The organism is Chryseobacterium sp. CS3K3.1, assembly GCF_059515165.1.
Genome location: NZ_JCAKRV010000013.1, coordinates 118,746 through 140,763, shown reverse-complemented (window position 1 = coordinate 140,763; position 22,018 = coordinate 118,746). Strand labels below are relative to the sequence as shown.

At 38.3% G+C, this 22,018-nt stretch carries 24 protein-coding genes; 13 read left to right on the top strand and 11 right to left on the bottom strand.

What is annotated here, in order from left to right:
• Positions 1-105 precede the first annotated feature (105 nt).
• Positions 106-378 (bottom strand): helix-turn-helix domain-containing protein, encoded by a 273-nt coding sequence (locus AC5YGI_RS14040; protein WP_330746374.1) that lies wholly within the window; start codon positions 376-378, stop codon positions 106-108.
• A gap of 21 nt (positions 379-399) precedes the next feature.
• Here AC5YGI_RS14040 and AC5YGI_RS14035 point away from each other — a divergent pair, with 21 nt between their 5' ends.
• From AC5YGI_RS14035 to pdeM, 6 genes are all read left to right on the top strand, one after another.
• Positions 400-1,185, top strand: a complete 786-nt coding sequence (locus tag AC5YGI_RS14035) for a S41 family peptidase (protein ID WP_330746373.1) — start codon at positions 400-402, stop codon at positions 1,183-1,185.
• A gap of 138 nt (positions 1,186-1,323) precedes the next feature.
• Positions 1,324-2,346 carry a ligase-associated DNA damage response exonuclease gene (locus AC5YGI_RS14030; protein ID WP_330747655.1) on the top strand — a complete coding sequence of 341 codons (1,023 nt, stop codon included), beginning with the start codon at positions 1,324-1,326 and terminating at the stop codon, positions 2,344-2,346.
• Positions 2,343-3,923: an ATP-dependent DNA ligase gene (locus AC5YGI_RS14025; protein WP_330746372.1), complete on the top strand. Its 1,581-nt coding sequence runs from the start codon at positions 2,343-2,345 to the stop codon at positions 3,921-3,923. Before AC5YGI_RS14030 ends, AC5YGI_RS14025 begins: the two co-directional genes overlap by 4 nt.
• Positions 3,924-4,108: 185 nt before the next feature.
• Positions 4,109-6,562 (top strand): ligase-associated DNA damage response DEXH box helicase, encoded by a 2,454-nt coding sequence (locus tag AC5YGI_RS14020; protein WP_496168691.1) that lies wholly within the window; start codon positions 4,109-4,111, stop codon positions 6,560-6,562.
• 129 nt (positions 6,563-6,691) lie between these two features.
• Positions 6,692-7,294, top strand: coding sequence for a 2,3-bisphosphoglycerate-dependent phosphoglycerate mutase (locus tag AC5YGI_RS14015; protein WP_429814669.1), 603 nt, complete (start codon positions 6,692-6,694; stop codon positions 7,292-7,294).
• Between the two features lie 49 nt (positions 7,295-7,343).
• Entirely contained in the window at positions 7,344-7,988 is a 645-nt protein-coding gene (pdeM, locus tag AC5YGI_RS14010) for a ligase-associated DNA damage response endonuclease PdeM (protein WP_330746369.1), read from the top strand.
• Between the two features lie 63 nt (positions 7,989-8,051).
• Here pdeM and AC5YGI_RS14005 read toward each other — a convergent pair whose 3' ends face one another.
• Positions 8,052-9,272, bottom strand: coding sequence for an MFS transporter (locus AC5YGI_RS14005; protein ID WP_496168690.1), 1,221 nt, complete (start codon positions 9,270-9,272; stop codon positions 8,052-8,054).
• 150 nt (positions 9,273-9,422) lie between these two features.
• Here AC5YGI_RS14005 and AC5YGI_RS14000 point away from each other — a divergent pair, with 150 nt between their 5' ends.
• The 4 genes from AC5YGI_RS14000 (at position 9,423) to AC5YGI_RS13985 (ending at position 11,198) form a co-directional block, all read left to right on the top strand.
• The gene (locus AC5YGI_RS14000; protein ID WP_496168689.1) at positions 9,423-10,013 is read left to right on the top strand and encodes a TetR/AcrR family transcriptional regulator; all 591 of its coding nucleotides are present in this window, start codon (positions 9,423-9,425) and stop codon (positions 10,011-10,013) included.
• A gap of 69 nt (positions 10,014-10,082) precedes the next feature.
• On the top strand, positions 10,083-10,541 hold the full coding sequence (locus tag AC5YGI_RS13995; RefSeq protein WP_496168688.1) for a hypothetical protein: 459 nt from the start codon (positions 10,083-10,085) through the stop codon (positions 10,539-10,541).
• 2 nt (positions 10,542-10,543) lie between these two features.
• Complete coding sequence (locus AC5YGI_RS13990) at positions 10,544-10,846, top strand: DUF3817 domain-containing protein (protein ID WP_330746365.1); 303 nt, start codon at positions 10,544-10,546, stop codon at positions 10,844-10,846.
• 34 nt (positions 10,847-10,880) lie between these two features.
• Complete coding sequence (locus AC5YGI_RS13985; protein ID WP_496168687.1) at positions 10,881-11,198, top strand: rhodanese-like domain-containing protein; 318 nt, start codon at positions 10,881-10,883, stop codon at positions 11,196-11,198.
• A gap of 46 nt (positions 11,199-11,244) precedes the next feature.
• On the opposite strand, the gene AC5YGI_RS13980 is transcribed toward AC5YGI_RS13985, so the two are convergent.
• The gene (locus AC5YGI_RS13980; protein WP_496168686.1) at positions 11,245-12,198 is read right to left on the bottom strand and encodes a nitrilase family protein; all 954 of its coding nucleotides are present in this window, start codon (positions 12,196-12,198) and stop codon (positions 11,245-11,247) included.
• A 63-nt stretch (positions 12,199-12,261) separates the two neighbouring features.
• A complete protein-coding gene (locus tag AC5YGI_RS13975) occupies positions 12,262-13,059 on the bottom strand; it encodes a helix-turn-helix domain-containing protein (protein ID WP_496168685.1) in 798 nt (265 codons plus the stop codon).
• Between the two features lie 313 nt (positions 13,060-13,372).
• On the opposite strand from AC5YGI_RS13975, the gene AC5YGI_RS13970 reads away from it, so the two are divergent.
• Complete coding sequence (locus tag AC5YGI_RS13970; protein ID WP_496168684.1) at positions 13,373-13,879, top strand: pyridoxamine 5'-phosphate oxidase family protein; 507 nt, start codon at positions 13,373-13,375, stop codon at positions 13,877-13,879.
• Between the two features lie 236 nt (positions 13,880-14,115).
• Here AC5YGI_RS13970 and AC5YGI_RS13965 read toward each other — a convergent pair whose 3' ends face one another.
• From AC5YGI_RS13965 to AC5YGI_RS13955, 3 genes are all read right to left on the bottom strand, one after another.
• Positions 14,116-14,349, bottom strand: a complete 234-nt coding sequence (locus AC5YGI_RS13965; RefSeq protein WP_496168682.1) for a thioredoxin family protein — start codon at positions 14,347-14,349, stop codon at positions 14,116-14,118.
• 9 nt (positions 14,350-14,358) lie between these two features.
• Positions 14,359-15,243, bottom strand: a complete 885-nt coding sequence (locus AC5YGI_RS13960) for a dihydrodipicolinate synthase family protein (RefSeq protein ID WP_496168681.1) — start codon at positions 15,241-15,243, stop codon at positions 14,359-14,361.
• 135 nt (positions 15,244-15,378) lie between these two features.
• Entirely contained in the window at positions 15,379-15,834 is a 456-nt protein-coding gene (locus AC5YGI_RS13955; protein WP_184553688.1) for a cupin domain-containing protein, read from the bottom strand.
• Positions 15,835-15,934: 100 nt separating this feature from the next.
• Here AC5YGI_RS13955 and pdxR point away from each other — a divergent pair, with 100 nt between their 5' ends.
• Positions 15,935-17,362 carry a MocR-like pyridoxine biosynthesis transcription factor PdxR gene (gene pdxR / locus AC5YGI_RS13950; protein ID WP_330746357.1) on the top strand — a complete coding sequence of 476 codons (1,428 nt, stop codon included), beginning with the start codon at positions 15,935-15,937 and terminating at the stop codon, positions 17,360-17,362.
• Between the two features lie 181 nt (positions 17,363-17,543).
• Here the strand turns inward: pdxR and AC5YGI_RS13945 are convergent, their stop codons facing one another.
• Complete coding sequence (locus AC5YGI_RS13945) at positions 17,544-18,680, bottom strand: Atu1372/SO_1960 family protein (protein ID WP_330746356.1); 1,137 nt, start codon at positions 18,678-18,680, stop codon at positions 17,544-17,546.
• Positions 18,681-18,796: 116 nt separating this feature from the next.
• On the opposite strand from AC5YGI_RS13945, the gene AC5YGI_RS13940 reads away from it, so the two are divergent.
• The gene (locus tag AC5YGI_RS13940; protein ID WP_227942064.1) at positions 18,797-19,600 is read left to right on the top strand and encodes an AraC family transcriptional regulator; all 804 of its coding nucleotides are present in this window, start codon (positions 18,797-18,799) and stop codon (positions 19,598-19,600) included.
• Here the strand turns inward: AC5YGI_RS13940 and AC5YGI_RS13935 are convergent.
• Genes AC5YGI_RS13935 through AC5YGI_RS13925 form a run of 3 tightly spaced genes read right to left on the bottom strand, consistent with a single transcriptional unit; the run spans position 19,582 to position 22,015 of the window.
• Positions 19,582-20,238 (bottom strand): DUF6766 family protein, encoded by a 657-nt coding sequence (locus AC5YGI_RS13935; protein WP_330746355.1) that lies wholly within the window; start codon positions 20,236-20,238, stop codon positions 19,582-19,584. The two genes, AC5YGI_RS13940 and AC5YGI_RS13935, sit on opposite strands and share 19 nt — an antisense overlap.
• Positions 20,239-20,297: 59 nt before the next feature.
• On the bottom strand, positions 20,298-21,830 hold the full coding sequence (locus AC5YGI_RS13930) for an FAD-dependent oxidoreductase (protein ID WP_330746354.1): 1,533 nt from the start codon (positions 21,828-21,830) through the stop codon (positions 20,298-20,300).
• Positions 21,831-21,850: 20 nt separating this feature from the next.
• Positions 21,851-22,015 carry a hypothetical protein gene (locus AC5YGI_RS13925; RefSeq protein WP_157885741.1) on the bottom strand — a complete coding sequence of 55 codons (165 nt, stop codon included), beginning with the start codon at positions 22,013-22,015 and terminating at the stop codon, positions 21,851-21,853.
• Between the last annotated feature and the right edge of the window lie 3 nt (positions 22,016-22,018).

The window sequence follows — 22,018 nt, the reverse complement described above, 5'->3', positions numbered from 1 at the left end:
TTCACTTTATTGCTAAGATAATAATTGAGATAAGGAAAATTATAACTTATAAAAACATAGGAGATTATTTCCTGTGTCTTTGCATTTGCGGCAAACCAGCAATGCTTAAACCTCCGTAGTTGTTATTCCGAATTTCTTTTTAAAAGAAGAATAAAAATGGGATAAATTCTCGAAGCCCAGATCAAGATAAATATCTGAAGGCTTTTTATCTTGAGTTTTAATCAAATAATAGGCTTCCTTCAGTCTTTTTTCTTTCAGCCACTGTTTGGGTGCCATTTTAAATATTTTACTGAAATCTCTTTTAAATCCGGAAAGACTGCGTCCCGTAAGCCTTGCAAAAGCATCTACGGAAACATTGAACATATAGTTTTTGTTCATAAACTCTGCAAGATCAATTTTATGAGGCTCGGAAAAATCACATATTATGAAGCAATAAAGGCTCAGAAACCTTTTCTGAAACCACTTAACAAAACGACATTGTTTTTGAGGATTCCTTCCTTCAACGGCGCTTTGAAAAAAGATATAGACAGCGTAATTACAGCCAACAAATCTAAAATTGAAAGTACGGAAAATCTTATTATTGATATCAGATATAACGGAGGCGGCAGTGATAACAGTTTTGCTAAAATTATTCCCTATCTCTATACCAATCCTGTAAGAAGTGTCAGAACGCAGTTTTATTCTACAAAACTGAATAATCAGAGAATGTTGGATCTTTATGAAAATTACCAGAAATACGGAATACCGGAAGACGAACGAGAATATATGAAAAAAGCTTATGATAAACTCAGTCAGAACCTGGGTAAGTATGTAAGTTTACAGGACGATGGAAGTACTGTAGGAATCAATAAGATGGATAAAATTTATCCTTATCCTAAAAATGTAGGAATTATCATCAATAATGGAAACGGCAGTACTGCAGAAGAATTTTTACTCGCTGCCAGACAAAGTAAAAAGGTAAAACTCTTTGGAACGACTACAGCCGGAGTGCTGGATATCTCCAATATGTATTTTGTAAATTCACCCTGTAACGAATTTAAACTGGGATATTCGCTCTCCAAAAGTTTCCGTATTCCCGATATGGCCATTGATGGAAAAGGCATTCAGCCTGACTATTTCATTGATCAGACCATCCCCGATTATCAATGGATTGATTATGTAAACAATATCCTGAATGAAAAATAAAATAATGAGCTGTTTCAAATGGAGACAGCTTTTTTTGATGTCTTCCGTAAAACAATCAGTTTTTAATTAATAAAAAATACCACATTATTAAAATTGGTTAAGTTTTTGAAGCGTATTCTTGTAAAACCAGTCACACCATTGAAATTAATCACATTTACCAAAAAAGGAATCTACTGCCCGCAGGGGAAATTTTATATTGATCCCTGGAGGCCCGTGGATATGGCGGTTATTACCCATGGCCACGCCGATCATGCCCGCTGGGGAATGAAAAAATACCTTTGTCATCATTTTACAAAACCTATTTTGTACCAAAGAATAGGGCCTGATATCGAATGCCAGGGCGTGGAATATGGAGAAGTTATTACCATTAACGGAGTAAAACTTTCGCTTCATCCTGCAGGGCATATCATTGGTTCTGCGCAGATAAGGCTTGAATATAAAGGATATGTAACCGTAATTTCAGGAGATTATAAAGTTCAGAATGATGGATTGAGCACTCCTTTTGAGCTGGTAAAATGTAATGAATTTGTTACAGAAAGTACTTTTGGGCTTCCCATCTACAACTGGCTGGAAGTTCCGGATTTAAATAACAAACTTCAGAATTGGGTACTGAAGAATAAAGAAAATAGCAAAACCTCTGTTTTCATTGGATATTCTCTTGGGAAAGCCCAGCGTATTATGAAAGCCGTGGAAGAACTGGGAAAGATCTACGTTCACTATTCCATCGGAAAACTCAATGAAGCCTTTGAAGCAGTGGGAATTGATCTTCCTGAATATACCATTGCAGATTTCAGGGAACGTCCGAAAGAAGTGGAACACGAAATTGTGATTGTTCCCCCTGCTTTACTAGACAGCAACGTAATTAAAAAGATTCCGGATCCGGCTACTGCAATATGCTCCGGCTGGATGCAGGTTCGCGGTGCCAGAAGATGGCGCAGTGCAGACGCAGGATTTGCGATGAGTGATCATGCAGACTGGAAAGGATTGTTACAGACTGTGAGAGAAACAGAAGCAGAGCTTGTACACGTAACGCACGGACAAACCGAAGTTTTTTCAAAATATCTGAACGAAATCGGAATCAAGTCTGATGTGGTGGAAACATTATTTGGTGAAGACGAAGAAGAATCTGAAAAAGAAACCCTTGAAACCCCGGAATCATGAGACATTTTGCAGAACTTATCAACGCTTTGGAAACCACCAATAAGACCAATGCTAAAATTGATGCCATCATCGATTATCTGGAACGTGCTCCTGATGAAGACAAAGTATGGTTTATCGCCTTATTTACCGGGAAAAGGCCCAAAAGAAATGTCAATACCAATTATATGAAAGATTGGGCACTGGAAATTACCCGGCTTCCTTACTGGCTGTTTCAGGAATCTTACTCTTCTGTTGGCGATCTGGGAGAAACATTATCCTTACTACTTCCGCCTCCGCAGGAAAAAATAGAACGTACTTTATCAGAATGGATGGATGATATCGTAAGTTTAAAAGGGAAGACAGATGAAGAAAAAAAAGACTTTGTACTGCAGTCTTGGAATGGCCTGGATTATACCGAACGTCTGATTTTCAATAAATTAATTGGCGGAAGTTTCAGGATTGGAGTCTCAGATAAAACATTGATCAATGCGCTGACAAGATTTTCCGGCCAGGAACCGAGTGCCCTGATGCACAGCTTAATGGGAAAATGGCTGCCGGATGAAGTTTCCTTCAGAGAACTTATTGATGCGGAAAATGTGAATCCTGACAATTCAAAGCCCTATCCTTTCTGCCTTGCCTATCCTCTGGAAAAACCGGCTGAAGAATTGGGAAGTCCCGACGAATGGCTGGTAGAATATAAATGGGACGGAATCCGCGGACAAATCATCAGGAGAAATGACGAAGTGTTCATCTGGTCCAGAGGTGAAGAACTTGTTACAGATCAATTTCCTGAAATCACAGAAGTGGTAAAATCCATGAAAGGTAACTTTGTACTGGATGGAGAAATACTTGCGGTTAAAGAGGGTAAGGTTTTAAATTTTAATGAATTACAGAAAAGATTAAACAGAAAAACTTTAACAAAGAAAATGCTCTCAGAAATTCCGATTGAAGTTTTTGTCTATGATTTATTGGAACTTGAAAATAATGACCTGAGAGAAAAACCGATCTCCGCAAGAAGAGCTCTTCTTGAAGAATTATTATTGAATGAAAATCCCGAAAATATCAGTATTTCAAAAAGTCTGGATTTTGAGAAATGGGAAGAACTGGATGCTCTTCGTGAAAATTCAAGGGAAATAAACAGTGAAGGACTGATGCTGAAACAAAAAAATTCTCCCTATCATTCCGGGCGGAAAAAAGGCGACTGGTGGAAGTGGAAAATCAATCCGCTAACCATTGATGCGGTCCTGATTTATGCTCAGAAAGGAAGCGGCAGGCGGAGTGCTTACTACACCGATTATACTTTTGCCGTGAAAAACGGTGATACATTGGTAACTATTGCTAAAGCCTATTCCGGATTAACAGACAAGGAAATCATGGAAGTGAGCCGGTTTGTAACTAAAAATGCCATTGAAAAATTTGGTCCTGTAAGAACCGTAAAAGCAGAGCTGGTCTTTGAAATTGCTTTTGAAGGTATAGGATTCAGCAACCGTCATAAAAGCGGTGTCGCCCTCCGATTTCCCAGAATTGTAAGATGGCGGAAAGACAAAACGGTAGACGAGATTGATGATTTGCAAGAGATTAAAAAATTAATACAGTAATATTTTAATGCAATGAACGCAAAAGTTTTTAAAATTATTTCTAATATTCTTTTTCGCAAAGTCACTCCGTTCAGCTATAGTAAGATATTGTTTTGCTGAGTGAAACGCCCTTGCGATCGAAAATTAAACAATATCAAATAAAAACTTGGCGCCCTTTTGCGTTAAAAATTTAAATAAAAATAGAATTGGCAGCTTTTGAACATAGCAACGGATTAAAGATTATCCAGCAATGGATGACCGATAAAGGTATTGCCCCTTTTAAATTTCAGCTTGAAACCTGGAAAAAATTTGGAAACGGATACAGCGGAATGGTGGTAGCTCCCACAGGCTTTGGGAAGACTTTTTCCGTGTTTTTAGCCTTGGTTTCAGATTTTCTCAATCAACCTGAACAATATAAAAAAGGATTGAAAATGATCTGGATAACACCTCTTCGTTCTCTTTCCAAAGATATTGCAAAAGCGATGCAGGAAGCTATTGATGAAATCGGACTCGATTGGACGGTAGGTGTAAGAAACGGAGATACCGATCCCAAAGTAAGACAGCAGCAGGTGAAGAAAATGCCGGAAATTCTTGTGGTAACCCCTGAAAGTCTTCATTTGCTTCTCGCTCAGAAAAATAATGAACGCTTTTTCACCGATATGAAATGTGTAGCTGTGGATGAATGGCATGAGCTATTAGGTTCAAAACGTGGTGTGATGGTAGAACTCGGTATTTCACAGCTTAGAAAATATACCCCAAAAATGAAGATCTGGGGAATTACGGCAACGATCGGAAATCTGGATGAAGCCATGGATGTGCTTATTCCCTATGATATTAAAAAAACAAAAATAACCGCCAAAGAGCATAAAAAGATAGATATTATCCCGGTTTTCCCCAATGAAATTGAAATATTGCCATGGGCAGGACACCTTGGCAATAAGCTCGCCGATAAAGTGGTTCCCATTATTCTGGATTCAAAATCTACCATTGTTTTTACAAATACCAGAAGCCAGAGTGAAATGTGGTATCAGTTATTGTTGGATGCACATCCGGATTTTGCAGGCCAGATTGCCATTCATCACAGCTCTATTGATGCTCATTTAAGAATCTGGATTGAGGAAAACCTAAGTTCAGGAAAGTTAAAAGCTGTTGTCTCCACATCATCCCTCGATCTGGGTATTGATTTTAAGCCTGTAGACACCGTTATTCAGGTTGGATCTGCCAAAGGAGTTGCCCGTTTCCTTCAAAGAGCAGGACGCAGCGGCCACTCCCCTTTTGAAACCTCAAAAATCTATTGCGTTCCGACCCATTCTTTAGAACTGATCGAAGTTTCAGCGTTAAAAGAAGCCGTAAAACAGAAAGTTGTTGAGCCACGGGAACCCCAGGTCCTTTGTTTCGATGTTTTGGTTCAGTTTCTTATGACACTTGCTGTTGGAGATGGCTTTTATCCTGATGAACTCTATGGAAGAATCAAAAAAGTGTATGCTTTTCAGGAAATGCTGGATGAGGAATGGAAAAGCATTCTCGAATTCCTGACCATTGGCGGCACTGTATTAAAAAACTATGAAGAATTCCACAAGATCGTCATTATGGAAGACGGTCTGTATAAAGTCACTTCAAGGAAAATTGCAATGCTTCACCGGATGAATATGGGCGTGATTGTAAGTGATGCCATGCTGAAAGTGAAATTCATATCCGGAGGCTATATTGGAATGATTGAGGAATATTTTATTTCAAAACTCAAAAAAGAAGAAAAATTTATTCTGGCCGGAAGAACGCTCGAGGTCGCCATGATTAAAGATATGACAGTCTACGTAAGAGCCGCTAAAGGAAAAGCTTTAGTCCCAAGTTATCTTGGCGGAAGGCTGCCGCTAAGTTCCAATCTGGGTCATTTTTTAAGAGAAAAACTCTCCCATGCATTAAGTCCGAAAGCTTCTGAAAAAGAACTGAAGTTTCTGCATCCTTTACTGATCAATCAGGAAACCCGCTCCCATATTCCCAAAGAAGATGAATTTCTGGTGGAAATGATCAAGAACCGCGAAGGTTACCATTTGTTCATGTATCCTTTTGAAGGGCGTCTTGTGCATGAAGTCATGGCCGCTCTGATTGCCTATCGAATCTCAAAGCTCGCTCCTATTTCTTTTTCCATGGCCATGAATGATTATGGATTTGAGCTGTTCAGCGATAAGGAAATCCCTTTACATGAGGATAATCTACAGCAGATTTTAACCAGAGAAAACCTGATGAATGATGTCATTGCAAGCATCAATTCTGCGGAAATGGCCCGAAGGAAGTTCCGTGATATTGCCGTTATTTCAGGAATGGTCATTCAAAATTATGCAGGGCAGCAACGCTCCAACAAATCGCTGCAAAGTTCTGCAGGATTAATTTTTAAAGTATTGGAAGACCATGATTCCAATCATTTTTTAATAAAGCAGGCGTATACAGAAGTTTTTAATATGCAGCTTCAGGAACAAAGGCTTGTAGAGGCTTTTAAAAGAATTGAAAAATCGGAAATTATTTTAAAACATTCCCGTTCCTTTACACCGCTGAGTTTTCCGATTAAAGTAGACAGCTTAAGACAAACGCTTTCCAGCGAAGGTCTGGATGCAAGAATTAAAAGAATGTTGAAACTGTCTGATATAAGTGATATTTCATAAATGAACTCCTAAGCTTCCTTCAATTTTAATCCTATTCTTAGCCTAATATTCTATGTTAATTTTCTTGATAAGCTTAAATAATCATCGTAACTTAGAATATACCTTATTAGTAGTTTAATAAAATTTAAAATGGAAAAATTGTTCCTGGTCCGTCACGGGCAGTCACTCTGGAATCTTGAAAACAGATTTACAGGCTGGAAAGATATCGATATAACAGAAGCGGGTATTGAAGAAGCAAAAAAAGCGGGTATTGCCTTGAAAGGAGAAAGAATTGATATCGCTTTTACTTCTGCACTCATCAGAGCACAGCATACCCTCTCTATCATTTTGGATGTCATTGGAAATCCTGATATTCCTGTCATTCAAGATAAAGCACTCAACGAACGCTGTTATGGAAACCTTGAAGGATTAAATAAAGCAGACACCGCGCTGAAATATGGAGCCGAACAGGTTCACATCTGGCGCAGGTCTTACGATGTAGTTCCTCCCGGCGGAGAAAGTCTTAAAGACACTTATAACAGAGTGATCCCTTATTTTGAACGAGAGATACAGCCGTTATTGAAACAAGGCAAAAATGTATTAATTGTGGCCCACGGAAATAGCCTTCGTGCCTTAATTATGTATCTGGAGCATCTTTCTCCCGAAGAGATTTTAGAAAGAGAGATTGCTACGGGTTTTCCTCTGACTTATATTTTTGATGAAAAATTTCACGTCAGCCGGAAAGTTAGCTGATCCGGTTTAAATAGCTTACCTTTAAACCTTCAATTTTTCAATCTATCAAGTGTTTATAGCAACTAAAAATATTTCCATTCAAAATGAAACTTTCATTCTGACCAATCAGCGGGCTGCATTCTGGCAAAAAGAAAAGGCATTGATACTTTCTGATCTTCACATCGGGAAAACCGCTCATTTCCGAAAAAATGGCATTGCACTTGCCAATCATATTATGAAAAGTGATTTGGAAAGATTATCCGCTTTGATTGAATATTTTCAGCCGGAAAAGTTTGTAGTGGTTGGAGATTTACTTCATGCCGGAGACAATTCTGATGTGGATGAATTCTGTATTTGGAAAAATCAATACCCTGATATTGAGTTTTATCTTATTGAAGGAAATCATGACCGGATTTCAAAAACGCTGGAAAAAAAGTTATGTTTTAATCATAAAGCTGAATGGCTGGAAATAAATGATTTTACGTTCATTCATGATTTTGATGCATCCAGATCCGGATTTCAGATCACCGGACATATCCATCCGGGAATTGTACTGAATTCTGCGGTAAAGAATATCAGGCTTCCCTGTTTTGCTTTAAGCAGCAATCAGTTATTACTGCCTGCATTCAGTGAATTTACAGGACTGGACACTAAAAATCTGCCTAAGAAAAGTACATTTTTTGTGTTTACGGATGCAGATATTTATGAGATTTGATGATATTTTCTACTTAAAAAAGTTACCCATGTCAAGGTTTGAAACCTTGACATGGGTAAAAAACTATATATTTTTCTTGCTTACACGGATACTGTAGATGGTTATAAAAACCGTAACCAACAGGAACAAAGCTCCTATCCATGGTGTACTTGCCAGTCCTAAAGAGGATGTCACAATCATTCCTCCTGCATAAGATCCGATGGCAATACCAATATTAAAAGCAGCAATATTAATCCCCGAAGCAACGTCTTCAGTTCCGGGCAGTTCTTTTTCTGCAATCTGGACTACCAACAGCTGAAGTCCGGGAACCGAAGCAAATGATAATGCTCCCAGAAGGAAAAGTGTAACGATACTGAAAACCGGGCTGTTTACAGTGAAATAAAACGCCAGCAATACCAATCCCTGTGCAGCAAACATCCATAAAAGGGCATTCAGAGGATTTTTATTGGCTACTTTTCCTCCAATCAGGTTTCCCAGGGCAATGGCAATTCCATAAATCAAAAGAATAAAAGTGACTGTAGATTCCTGAAATAGTGTAATTTTCTGTAAAATAGGTGACAGATACGTAAATACCACAAACGTACCTCCATATCCCATTGCAGTCATTAAAAAAGCAAATATCAAACGCTTGTTGCCCAGTACCTTAAACTGGCTTTTTAAAGAAGCTGTTTTTCCATTTTTAAGATTTTTAGGAACCAGTAACAAGCTGGCAACCAGTCCGATAACTCCAAGGATCGAAACCCCGATGAAAGTTGCTCTCCAGCCGAAATGCTGTCCTATGAATGTTCCCAGCGGAACTCCCGTTACTATGGCGAGTGTAAGTCCGGCAAACATAATGGAAATTGCGGTAGCTCTTTTCTCTTCAGGAACCAGTGAAGCTGCAATGGTAGAACCTATAGAAAAATAAACCCCATGGGCCAATCCTGTAAGTATTCTGGCTAACACTAATGTTATAAAGCTGGGCGCAATTGAAGCCAGCCCGTTTCCAATAACGAATAGCAGCATGATCGATACCAGCAGCATCTTACGCGGCATTTTCCCTGTAAGTGCTGTTAAGATCGGTGCTCCGATAGCTACTCCTATCGCATAAAGACTTACCAGAAGCCCTGCTGAAGGAATGGTAATTCCGAGGTCTGAAGCTACGGTGGGAAGAAGTCCTACAATGACAAATTCCGTAGTTCCTATTCCGAAGGCACTTATTGTTAATGCCCATAAAGCAGCAGGAAGACCTCTTTTGGCTGTCTGTGCTTCAGTATTGATCTGTATTTCTTTTTGAAAATTCATTGTCTTATAATTTTGTAGATATTGACAAGGCAAATTTCCGATGAATATTTGTATTATAAAAATTATTTAAATTCTATCAAAGTATCAGAATAATGATAGTTTTGTTTTCCCTGTAAAATTTGTTTCTTTGCAACAATAATCAGCAGTTTAATGAAGAAATCAGAAGCAACCCGTCTTACTATTCTCCAGAAAGCGTTCGAATTGATCTATGTGAAAGGTTTTCAGACTACAAGCATTGATGAAATTATTGCAACGACTCAGGTGACGAAAGGTGCGTTCTATTATCATTTTAAAACCAAAGATGAAATGGGGCTGGCTATTATCACCGATCTGATGAAACCCAACTTCAGAAAAACTTTCATTAACACTCTTCACAACAATCCGGATTCTTTAAAAAGCATTTATGATATCATGCACCATCTTTTGATGGAAAATGATTTTTTAAAAGTGGAATACGGCTGCCCTACTTCCAATTTTGTGCAGCAAATGGCTCCATGGCATAATGCCTTTACTCAGGCTCTTCACGAACTGTCAAAAGAATGGGAACTGGCGCTTGCAGAAAGTATTGAAAAAGGTAAAAATGCCGGATTAATCAAAAAAGAAGTAAGTGCAAAAGAAGTGAGTGTTTTTGTGATTTCTGGATATTGGGGAGTAAGAAATCTGGGCAAACTTGAAAACTCAAAAGAAGTATATCTCACTTATTTAAAAGGACTTAAGTCTTATTTTAAAAGCCTTCAGTAATTTTTTTATTAAAAAACATACTAATTAGTATGTTTTTGTTTTACCTTTGCTCTGTTCAAAAAATAACCCATGTACCAAACCCTGACTTTTCTACATTCCCAAACCCGTTGGCTGGTTTTAATAAGTTTAGTCTACGCAATTTTCCGGGCTTTTAAAGGATATTTCTCAGACCGGAAGTTTACAGCATCCGACAATTCTGTGAGACACTGGACGGCTACAATTGCTCATATCCAGCTGATTATAGGCATGATTTTTTATCTCAAAAGCCCTGTGATTCAATACTTCTGGAAACATTTTAATGAAGCTAAAGATTCATTTGAACATCTGTTTTTCGGGTTAATCCATATCGTACTGATGATTACAGCGATTGTCATTATCACAATTGGCTCAGCGCTGGCTAAAAGAAGACTTTCGGATAAAGAAAAATTCAAAACGATGGGGATCTGGTTTTCTATAGCATTGGCTATTATTTTCATTGTCATCCCCTGGCCTTTTTCTCCTTTTGCAAACAGACCTTATTTCAGATAATTATGATAGATTTATTTAAAACAAAGATTGGCAGGCTTAGGATTCTGGCTATTTTGGAAGGAATTTCCTTGCTGACACTTGTATTTATTGCAGTCCCTATAAAATACTGGATGGACAATCCTTTATGGGTAAGACTTATTGGTCCTGTTCACGGGACGTTATTCCTACTCTTCCTGTTCAATACACTGAGCGTGGGCGTAGAGCAGAACTGGAAATTTAAAGAAATAACATGGAAAGTTATTTTGGCCTGCTTTATTCCGTTTGGTACTTTTTATATTGACAAAAAAATTCTGAGTAAGCTATGAAAAGTCTTTTATATTCTGTGGAATAGCTCTTATTTTGTATATAGTCTACAGAATTTACCGATTCCAGACTTTAGATAATGGCTTGACGGAACTCCTCAAAAAAGGAGCTGTAATTTTGGATGTAAGAACGGAAAAGGAATATGAAACAGGGCATATACAAGGTTCTGTGAATATTTCTTTAGGAACCATCAGAGAACGATATGTAGAATTGGACCCGAAAAAAACATACATCACAGTGTGTTCTCACGGACTCAGAAGTGTAAAAGCAGAGAATATCCTGAAAGAAAGAGGCTTTAAACATATCTACAATGGAGGTGCCTGGACCGATCTCCAGAAAACGATTCATCCATAAGCAATGAATCTCTTCCGCACATAATTGACAGGAGAGATTCAATTTTTTAAAGAGTTTTATCAGTAAGCCAAACTACTTTTTGTTCTGATGAATGTTCCTGCCCAATGATATCCCTGTATAATTCAGGTCTTCTGGCTTTAATATAGCGATATCCTCCTGCCTGAGTAAGTTTTTCAGGAGTAATAACTGCTGATTCAAAACTGTCTTCCCATGAGTGACATTCTGCAATCACATCTCCAAAAGGATCTATAATCATGGAACACCCGTTTTTAAGCTGATCATCATCCATACCAACTGGGTTTGAAAAAACAATATACGCTCCGTTGTCATACGCTCTGGACGGAAGCCACTTCATCAGCCAGTCCCGGCCCTTCATTCCATTAAATTCCAGACGTAAAGAGGTTGGATCTGCTACCCTGTTTTCCCAAAGCTGAGGATCTACAAAACCTGCTCCCGGCCTTGTGGAAGGCGTACACATCGTAACATGGGGCATAAAAATAATTTCTGCACCCAAAAGTCTTGTAGCTCTCACATTTTCAGTAATATTGTTATCATAGCAAATAAGAATTCCACATTTCCAGCCCATAATATCAAAAACACAATACCCATTGCCTGGTGTGAGATGCGGATTGATAAAAGGATGCAGTTTTCGGTATTTCGCCTTCAGTCCATTTTTATCAACACAAACATAAGCCTTGAAGAGGTTATCATGTTCATCTTTCTCAAACAATCCGGCCAGTATGGTGATATTATATTGATTAGCAATCTCCTGTAGTCTTTTAAGACTCTCACCATCCGGAATAAGTTCTGCAATATCAAGAAGCTGTTCTCTGGAAAGCTTCCGGGCAAAAGTATAGCCTGTAATGGAGCATTCATGGAAGGTAATTACATGAGACCCTTTGGATGCTGCCTCACCAGCTAGTTTTTCTATAACGGATAGGTTATAAACTTTATCACCGCTTTTGTTTTCAAATTGTGCCGTCGAAATTTTAATATTCATACTTTTTTAAGCAAAACTAGGCTGTGTTGCTTCTTAAAAATTGTACAAAACCGCCATACCGGTTTACAGTTCAATAAAATTAACCGCCATTTTATTTTCTGTATGTAAATATTGTCTAGGAGTAAGCCCGATATTATTTTTAAATTCCCTGATAAGATGAGACTGATCTGAATATCCAGCTTGGTACGAAAGTGTGGTCATATTGTTATCATCAATCCCATTATTCAGAAGGCTTAAAAAGTAATGAAGACGGATGATATTTCCGTATTTTTTTGGAGAAATTCCCATATGATATTTAAATTTCCGTTCTAAATGACGCTCAGAATATCCTGTGAAATGCTGCAAATCTTTGGAGGATACAGAACCTTTACTTTGAAGAAGATATTGTTGTGTAGCTGTTATTAAATGATAATCTGTACTCATTCGTTCAGATAGAAAACGGGTAAAAAAGATATTCAGATCATTGATTATGGCTAAAGGATTCTCTTTATTAAACAATTTCTCCTGAAACAATTCCAGCTTATTTTTCAAAACATCTTCCACGGAAATTATCTGATTGCGAATTTCTTCGGCAGAAGTTTTCAAAAGAATATTCAAAAAATAAGGTTGAAATACTATGGCCATAAGAGAAAATTTACCTTTTGAAAAGAAATCCCTGTAACCGTTTAATATACCATAGAAAAAGGAATATGGCATTCGGTCCTCAGAAATACCGGAATACAGATTCATGTCTCCGGATAGTATCAATCCGGAACTTCCATCCGTAAAGAGCCTTAAACTTTTTATATCCTCTTTGGAATTTTCCAAAAAGATATAATGTCTGATATAAGGAGCTAAGTGTTTGGGGGGCGAAATCTGCATCCATCAAATTTACGTAAAACTTATAGGCAGAAAAAGACAATATCGGAATTTAGGAGATGTAAAATCAAATATATAATTCTCTCGCGTATTTTGTCAATTACCCAGAAATCTACAGAATCATCTGCAAAATCTGAGTGATCTGCGAGAGATAAAAATTGATAATATTCTTGAACTTTATGTGGAATTTACACTTATCCTGCTTCGTTGTGATTTCCAAAAACGAAAAGAAATTTATGTAAGATACCACACTTTATCCTCTTTTGGTCAGGTATTTGAATCTCATACCACTTACCAATCACTAAAATATAAGAATATGTCAACAGAAAACCTTACCCACCTTGAAGCGATCAAAAAGATCAAAGAACTGTCAGAAAAAGCAAGAATATGTATGTTCTGTACAGAACTGGAAACCGTTCCTGTGAATTCAAGACCAATGACTCTTCAGGAAACAGACGACAGCGGAAATTTGTGGTTTATCAGCAGTGGAACCAGTAATAAGAATTTTGAAATCAAAGAAGACCGGAGAGTACAGTTGTTTTTTATGAACAACAGCGACGCCCAATATCTTTCGGTGTATGGAGAAGCTTCTGTTTATAAGGACAAAGCAACCATAGAAGATAAATGGTCTCCAATGGCTAAGGCCTGGTTTGATGGTAAAGACGATCCCAATGTTACGATTATCCGTGTGGAACCTAAAGAAACCTATTACTGGGATACCAAAGCAGGAAAACTGGTAAGTCTGTTTAGTTTTGTTGCGGCCGCAATCACAGGAAATAAAACTGATAATTCGGATGGTGTAGAAGGAAATGCAACGATTTAAAAAGTTCTGAATAAAAATAATTCTCTCGCAGATGCTGCAAATTAAGCATATTTCTGTGTAATTATCTGCGTAATCTGTATAATCTGCGAGAGATAAAATCAGCAGCATTCAATTTTATCGGAGATAAAATCCTCGCGCCTTATAACACGACGCATATATTTGCTCTGCGCCCTTGCGTTTTTCAATACTAAAAACGGCTCAAAAGTTTGAGCCGTTTATACAATATTAATGATATTCTAATTTTTCACATCCTCTATAGACGCTCCAAAATTAATGTGAAGCACATTCCCGTTGGGAGTTACTAAAGCTGGTACAGATTTTACACCCGCTTTTTCAGCCTCTTCAATTTTGCTTCTGTCATTACCCAAATGGACAATTTCTACATTTTCCAAACCTATAAGGTTAACGATATCATGCTCAGCACTGATGCATACAGGGCATCCTGCATGGTAAAAAATGGATTTTTTCATACGATTTTACTAATTAATAAGGGTTGCAATAATATTTTTTAATTCTTCGGTTTCTTTTTCGTGTAAAGGTTTTAAAGGACTTCGTAAATTACCGCCGTCTTCTCCCAGAATATTAAGACCTGATTTCACTGCTCTCGGCAATCCTTTGTTTACAATAAATTTTAAAAGGTCAAACTGCTGATAGAAAATCATTTTTGCTTTTTCAAGATCACCTTCTTCCACCGCATTATAAAGGCTGATATTCAGTTCAGGAATAAGATTAGGAGCTGCCGTACACCAACCCCTTGCTCCCGCGGAAAATGCCGCCAGAGCCAAAGGATTGGAACCGTTGTAGAATGCAACATCTTCTCCCAGTTCTCTTCCCAGGTAATGCATTCTCTGAACATCTCCTGTACTTTCTTTAATCATCGTTACGTTGGGAATTTCAAGCAGCCTTTTCAGCAAAGCCGGAGACATATCTACTCCACTTGTTGCCGGATTATTATATGCCATAATCGGAATCGATATTTTGCGTGCTACCGCATCATAATGCGTTACAATTTCATCATCGGTAAGTTTCCAGTAGCTCATAGGAATGATCATCACCGCATCGGCTCCTGCTTTTTCTGCGAACTGAGCATGATGAATGGTTTTCTCAGTGGTAAGGTTGGATACACCTACAAGCGTTGGAATTCTGCCTTTTACCTGCTGTAAAGTAGCTTCCGTAACTTCTTCTTTTTCTTCATCAGATAAATAAGGCATTACCCCTGTGCTTCCCAATGGAGCAATGCCGTGGCTTCCGGAAGTGATCAGTCTTTCTACCAGGTGTTTAAAAAGAGGAATATCTACTTTTTCACTTTGGTCAAAAGGTGTTATGGGATAAGCAATTATCCCTTTGAATGGAACATTTGTCATGTTTACTGTTTTAAAATTTGAAAATAATTTTAAACCATTAAGAAAATATTGAGCATAGTTTCGCTTTGAAAGGAAAAATCATATCCGGTATCAATAATTAGCATACAAAATTCTTAATGGCTTAAAGCTCTGGTACTATAGATCTCTGCCTTCTTCCTCTCTTAGGGCAACCCCTAAGTTCTGCAGCTGAGGCGCATTTTCGCAGGCAATATATTTGGCAGGTTCCGTATCGCTGAGATTCTGGTGTTTATGCCATGCCCATGAAGGAATATATACCGCATCTCCGGCTTCCCAATATACTTTTTCATCTTCTACTTCTGTCCATCCTTTCCCTTCAATGACAAATAAAACGGTTTCATAAGTGTGGCGGTGTCTGTTGGTTTGTTGTCCGGGGATAAGCCCGCCAATCGTCATGCTTACATTTTTACTCGGAAGATCCACAAAAAAAACCGGGTGTTTTCTTTCTGTTGAAAACTGATTGTGTTCTCCTGCATTTTCTACATTTTTATGAATCAAATGACTCGGTTTTACATACTTTGGTCTTGCAAAGGTTTCGTGGAAGTCTTTAGAACTGAATTGTTTCTTGTCCATGATTTTAAATTATTAGGGTTTTGTGCTTTATTGCATGACAAAATTATTCTATCTTTGGACTGTTTAAATGATTCAGTTTTTATATAAATAGATAGTCCAGATGTTGCGCCCTTGGAAATTAGAATTAGAAATTGATAAAAAGCTTGAAAAAGCAGTTTATCTACAGATTGCGGATACGATCATCTCTGATATACGTTCAGGAAGGTTAAAAACCGGAGATGCACTTCCGGGAAGCAGGAATCTTGCCCAGACCTTGAAAATTAACAGGAATACTGTTGTAGAAGCCTATCAGGTACTGATCAATGAAGAGTGGGTAATTTCCAGAGAAAGGAAAGGGATTTTCGTATCGGAAAGACTTCCAGCTTTGCATGAAAAGAATGCAGAGGCATTACATTACCCACATCATCAGCAGGTAATGTCTAGTGGAATTGTAATCAATTTCGATGATGGACATCCCGACAGTAAAATTGCTCCTGTGACAGAACTGGCCAGAGCCTACAGACAAATTTTCGGCATCAAAGCCAAGTGGCAGATGATGGGATATGGAAATGAACACGGTGACACAGAATTCAGAAAAATGATCTCCCAGATGCTCAACCATCAGCGTGGAATGCATATTGATGAAAATGAAATTTCCATTACAAGGGGCAGCCAGATGGGAATGTTCCTGACCGCTCAGACACTTTTAAATCCCGGAGACATTGTTATTGTGGAAGATCCGGGGTATCAGCCTGCATGGCAGGCATTTGAGTATGCAGGAGCAAAGCTTTTGTCGGTCCCTGTAGATCAGGAAGGAATCCATATGGAGACTGTTGAAAAGCTTTTAAAGCAACATCAGAATATTAAAGCCCTGTATATTACTCCTCACAGACAATACCCTACTACAGTTACTTTGAGTCTGGCAAGACGATTACAATTAATTGAGCTGTCCAACCAATACAATATAACCATTATTGAAGATGATTATGATAATGAGTTTCACTTCGGATACCGCCCAATTCTCCCGATTTCAAGCTTTCCCGAACTGCACAATTATGTGTACATCGGAACTTTAAGCAAGGTGGTAGCTCCGGCTCTAAGGATCGGTTATCTGGCCACTAAAAATCAGGAACTATTAAAAAGAATTGGTGATCTGAGAAAAATTATTGATGTACATGGAGATGTTATCATGGAACAGGCAGTTCTCCAGCTGATTAAAGAAGGAGCCATAAAAAAGCACATCAGAAAGGCCACTGTTCATTATAAAAACAAAAGAGATTTTGTCTTTGAACTGTTGACAAAATACATGAAAAATATTGCCGATTTTACTTTGCCTGAAGGAGGCCTTGCCTTTTGGATTGTTCCCAAAACAAGACTGGATTGGGATGCTGTAACAAAGCTTTTACTGGAAAAAAATATTAAGATTATTCATCCTAAACAATACAGTAAAAGCCAGGTAAACGGATTCCGGTTAAGTTACGGAGCACTTTCTGAAGAGCAGCTGGAGCAAAGTATCCCTGTTATCGCAGAGGTTATCTCCGGTTTTTAATTTCACGGATTTACACGGTTGTTGTGCAATCACAAAAGCAAAGATTTTTTTGACTTATGTGAACTTCTCAGCAGCTTATCTGTTACTTAAGTCAACCTAAGTGTTTTAAACTTTGTGGTAAAATAAATATTTCTCCCACAGATTTACAAAGATGCGTGACTTTGTTGTTTAGACTGGAAAACTATTCCACTTCAAAAACCGCCTGAATCTCTACGGAAGAGCCCACAGGAATGGAAGAAGCTCCCAAGGTAGCTCTGGCATGTTTTCCTTTTTCCCCGAAGATTTCAACAGCCAGATCAGAAGCCACATTCATCAGATCAGCATGTTTTGTATAATCATCTTTTGTATTGAAAATTCCCGTAAGCTGCACGCATTGTTTTACTCTGCTCAAATCTCCTCCCACAGCTTCATTTAACACTGAAATCACATTCAGCATGGTTACTTTTACAGCATCTTTTACCTGCTGCTCATTTACTTCAACACCTAATTTACCCGGATTGAAAATTTTACCGTCTTTTAAAGCAACCTGATTGATAAATACAAGATTTCCGGAACGGACGAACGGCTGATAATTTCCCGCCGGCTTTGGAACCTGTGGAAGAATAATGTTTTTCTGTTTTAATATTTCACTGAAATTCTGATGACTTTCCGTAACAGCCAGCGTTTTTTTAGAGTGCGTATCTTTTAATGCCAATGCTATTTTTGCAAAATTTCTTCCCTGAATTTCAGCCATATTCCGCTCTCCTTTCGTAGGTCTTTCCACATCTTTTAAAGAAGCCATGCTGGTAATTCCCAAAACAGTATTTCCTTGCGGAATGGCTTTGTTCAGTTCTTCTGTTCCACGTATTCCATTAGACACAAGAACCATTCCGTGGACGGCAAGGCTGTTCCAGAAAGCCTGAAGAGCAAGCTCCTTTCCTGCTCCGCTTCCTGCTGACATAAAAACAGTGGCCGGAATTCCTTCCAGAGCATGATTGGTCCAGAGCTGAACAGTTCCGGATAAAAATTCACTCATTCCTGTGCTGATATTTCCGAAATAAACCGGTGAACCAAAAGCGATTCCATCATAATGGGTCAGCTCATCTGGTGTTGCAACCGGAAGATTTTTCAGGTGTGGATTTTGTGATGCTTTGACAAGCTTTATATGGGAAACTGCGTTATTTTCACTTTCAATTCCTTTGGCGAGTTCTTTAGCCAGTTCGTAGGTTCCGCCATTGTCCGAATGAATAAGAACCAGTATGTTAGCTTTATTTTGTGCCATGATGTGGGTGGTATTTGATAATAAAATTAAGATAAAAAAAAGACATAGTTTTTTCATTCTGAATAAGATATAGGTTTTTTATTTGTTAAATCCTGTAACCATGACAGTGACAGTACAAAATTACTATTGTCGTTTTTATTAAATTTGCCAAAATATACATTCAAAACGACAAAATGAAATGCGGACTGATTGAAAAAACGGAAAGCCACTTTGTAGATTCTATCAACAAGGAAGCTTATGTATGGTGTGAAAAAAACTGGAAACATGATGATTATGAGCACAAGCACAGCCGGGCTCAGCTCACTTTTGTGGAAGAAGGCTACCAGTACTTCCATATCGACCAGAAAATTTATCTTGTCCCCCAGCATCATGTCATCTGGATTCCTTCGGAAAAAGCCCATAAAATTACTTCTGAGGCACAAACAGTAAATCTGATGGTATTCCTGTTCAGATCTGTTTTTGAAGATGAATTTTACCGGCATGTTCAGGTATTTGCTGTTCCTGCTGTTTTAAAGGAAATGCTTTTATATGCCTCAAAATGGAACCAGTTATTGGATGAAAATGAAGAACAGGATCTGTTTTTCAAAGCTATTTTAAAAAGTCTTCCCAATTTCTGCAAAGAAAGCAGCAGTCTGCAGATTCCTGTTCCTACGGATTCAAGACTGATTCCTGTATGCAATGAAATTAATTCCAATTTTAAATATAATCCGGACATGGATGCTCTTGCAGAAAAAGCACAAATGTCTGTGAGGAGTCTCCAGAGAATTTTTAAAAATGAAACGGGAATTACGATACAGAAATACCTTCAGCTGACAAGGATTTTAAAAAGTATTGAACTGATAGATACCAGACAGTACACGTTGAGTGAAGTAGCCTATAAAGTGGGCTATCAGAGTTTGTCAGCTTTTACATCGTCATATTTTGCCATTATGCAGACAAAGCCGAAAGTGAATAAAAATCAAGGCGTTTCATCATGAGGCATATCAACGGGTTTTGATTCCGGAGAGCCTTTCTCACGAAGCCATATAGAAAGAAGAACCAGGGAAGCAACCGCCAGGAATTCACTCTGCCAGTTTTGAAAAGACTCAAACCAGAACCGCGATTCTGAAATGTATTGAATGGTCGTTACTGCAGGTTTATCTTTCATCATTTGTTCATCATTAAAATCCTTAAGACTACCATAGAAATGCAAAATGAAACTCGCCAGAAAAAGGAGAGCAAAGGCAATTGATAATGAATGTTTATAGAGTTTCAGCCATATTCCGCCTTTTTTCACAGGCCACGGCGCTTTGGGGTGTGGTACAGGTTCTTTGTCAACATCTTCCTCTTCTGTCATAGATTTTGATTCACTGGAGCCTTTTTGCCTCAGAGAAATCGTTAATAAAACATACAGCATCATCTGGAGAAATTCGCTTTCCCAGTTTTCAAAAGTAGCCTGTATAAAGTGACCGCTATGGATGTATTCACCGATCTTTAAAACAGGCTGGCCGTTTTCAATGAGTTCTTTATTTTCTGTTTTCCAGCCCATAAAAAATTGTCCTGCAAGAAAAATAATCATCAGAGTAATCAGAACAATACTTAAGCTGTTGCGATACAGGAAACTGGTGCGTGACATAGTTCTGAGTTTAAAGGTTAGAATTCAATATTTAAAGTTTAAGGTTTAAAGTTTGGAGTTTATGAATCACGTTTTTGATAAGGGAATACCTTCTGGAGGTTCTTTGTGGTGGGTCCGGTAAGGATTTTTCCGTTGACATTAAACCGTGAACCGTGACATGGGCAATCCCAGCTCAGCTCCGCACTGTTCCACCGGACTTCACATCCTGCGTGTGGACAGGTACTTCTGAGCAGATGTAAAGTGCCGTCATTTTCTTTGTAAAGGGCATAAGATTCTGATTCATATCTGATCACTTTTGCTTCCCCTTCACCGACTTCTGAAAAAGACTCAATTTTCTCGGTTAAAATTTTATCTTTTACAAAATCAAAAGCTACCGTTGCCGTTTCTTTCACAAAATCCGAAAATCCTGCAACAGGTTTGATTCTGGAAGGATTAAACAGGTCGCCATATTTACTTTTTCCTGTGAGGATAAGGTCATGCAGGATCTGTGACGAAAGTGTTCCGAAAATCATTCCGTTTCCTCTGAAGCCTGTAGCCACAAAAATTCTTTCTTTGCTTCCGGGAAGTTTTCCTATATAGGGAAATCCGTCCACTGGCTCGTAATATTGGCTGGACCAGCTGTAATAGACTGTTTCTACCTCAAAATATTTTCTGACATAATTTTCAAGTCTTGAAAAACATTCTCCGGTATCATCAGCATGCCCTGTTTTGTGATCTTCTCCTCCTGCAATCAATAGATTTTCGCCTTCAATATTCTGAATACGGTAATAGTGATAGGGCTCACAAAGATCATAACCCAGCTCCCACGGATATTTGTCATTTTTCATGGTAAAAGCCATGGCATAGCTTCTGTAGGGAGCATTTGTAAAATGAAGAAGATTAACTCCAGGCGGAATATGGGTAGCATAGACTACATTTGCGGCCTTTATTTCCCCTTTTGAAGTTTTCAAAACAACAAAATCATTTTGTTCATCATGTTCTTCACAATGGCAGTTTTCTACGATAGAGCCGCCCAGTTTTATAAAAGCTTCGCAGAGCGCTTTACTATATTTTACAGGATGAAAATGCCCCTGCCCTGGAATAAGCACCGCTTCTCTGAATGGGATGGGAAAAGGAATTTCATTCACATAACTCATTTCATGACCTACCTTGGCTGCTCCTTCTACAATATCTTTTAACTGTTCTTCCTGTTTTTCATCCAGGGCAAAAAGGTATGCGGACTTTCTTGTGAAATCACAGCTGATCTGATATTTCTCAATATTACCTTCAATAATACCGATGGCATCAGTTCCGGATTGTGCATACAATTGGGCATTATCCAGTCCAAAATCACGGATGGCCTGATTAAAGGTTGTATCAAAAAAATCGTTTAAATGGGCCGTTGTACCGCCGGTAGTTCCAAATCCTATATTGGCTGCTTCGAGGATAACACATTTCTTTCCGGATTCCTGAAGTTTCAGCGCTGTTGAAACTCCTGTAATTCCACCTCCTACAATGGCAACATCAAATAATGAGCTGAGATCCGTTTCTGTAGAAAATTTTCTGATCTCTTCCTGCCAAATACTTTTTCTTGCACCGTCTCTGTACATCATCAGAATTTTTTATTGTTAATTTATCTGATACTCAGGGTATCACTTTCGGGTAGACCGGATTTATCGGTATTGGATGAACTGCTTTTCTGATCCCTTTTCTTGTTTTCGTCTTCATCAATATTACATCGGCAGGAAGTAAAAGCAAAAAGGCTGATAACGCCTAAAATAAGTGCTGTAGTTTTCATATT

Bases quoted from the DNA above. Each gene is read 5' to 3' on its own strand.
- pdxR (WP_330746357.1), top strand. From the start codon at position 15,935: ATGTTGCGCCCTTGGAAATTAGAATTAGAAATTGATAAAAAGCTTGAA.
- AC5YGI_RS13975 (WP_496168685.1), bottom strand. From the start codon at position 13,059: ATGCAGATTTCGCCCCCCAAACACTTAGCTCCTTATATCAGACATTAT.
- AC5YGI_RS14015 (WP_429814669.1), top strand. From the start codon at position 6,692: ATGGAAAAATTGTTCCTGGTCCGTCACGGGCAGTCACTCTGGAATCTT.
- AC5YGI_RS13955 (WP_184553688.1), bottom strand. From the start codon at position 15,834: ATGGACAAGAAACAATTCAGTTCTAAAGACTTCCACGAAACCTTTGCA.
- AC5YGI_RS13935 (WP_330746355.1), bottom strand. From the start codon at position 20,238: ATGTCACGCACCAGTTTCCTGTATCGCAACAGCTTAAGTATTGTTCTG.
- AC5YGI_RS14000 (WP_496168689.1), top strand. From the start codon at position 9,423: ATGAAGAAATCAGAAGCAACCCGTCTTACTATTCTCCAGAAAGCGTTC.
- AC5YGI_RS13925 (WP_157885741.1), bottom strand. From the start codon at position 22,015: ATGAAAACTACAGCACTTATTTTAGGCGTTATCAGCCTTTTTGCTTTT.
- AC5YGI_RS14025 (WP_330746372.1), top strand. From the start codon at position 2,343: ATGAGACATTTTGCAGAACTTATCAACGCTTTGGAAACCACCAATAAG.
- AC5YGI_RS13960 (WP_496168681.1), bottom strand. From the start codon at position 15,243: ATGACAAATGTTCCATTCAAAGGGATAATTGCTTATCCCATAACACCT.
- AC5YGI_RS13995 (WP_496168688.1), top strand. From the start codon at position 10,083: ATGTACCAAACCCTGACTTTTCTACATTCCCAAACCCGTTGGCTGGTT.
- AC5YGI_RS13965 (WP_496168682.1), bottom strand. From the start codon at position 14,349: ATGAAAAAATCCATTTTTTACCATGCAGGATGCCCTGTATGCATCAGT.
- AC5YGI_RS13970 (WP_496168684.1), top strand. From the start codon at position 13,373: ATGTCAACAGAAAACCTTACCCACCTTGAAGCGATCAAAAAGATCAAA.
- AC5YGI_RS14040 (WP_330746374.1), bottom strand. From the start codon at position 378: ATGAACAAAAACTATATGTTCAATGTTTCCGTAGATGCTTTTGCAAGG.
- AC5YGI_RS13990 (WP_330746365.1), top strand. From the start codon at position 10,544: ATGATAGATTTATTTAAAACAAAGATTGGCAGGCTTAGGATTCTGGCT.
- AC5YGI_RS14005 (WP_496168690.1), bottom strand. From the start codon at position 9,272: ATGAATTTTCAAAAAGAAATACAGATCAATACTGAAGCACAGACAGCC.
- AC5YGI_RS13980 (WP_496168686.1), bottom strand. From the start codon at position 12,198: ATGAATATTAAAATTTCGACGGCACAATTTGAAAACAAAAGCGGTGAT.
- AC5YGI_RS14035 (WP_330746373.1), top strand. From the start codon at position 400: ATGAGGCTCGGAAAAATCACATATTATGAAGCAATAAAGGCTCAGAAA.
- AC5YGI_RS13940 (WP_227942064.1), top strand. From the start codon at position 18,797: ATGAAATGCGGACTGATTGAAAAAACGGAAAGCCACTTTGTAGATTCT.
- AC5YGI_RS13930 (WP_330746354.1), bottom strand. From the start codon at position 21,830: ATGATGTACAGAGACGGTGCAAGAAAAAGTATTTGGCAGGAAGAGATC.
- AC5YGI_RS13945 (WP_330746356.1), bottom strand. From the start codon at position 18,680: ATGAAAAAACTATGTCTTTTTTTTATCTTAATTTTATTATCAAATACC.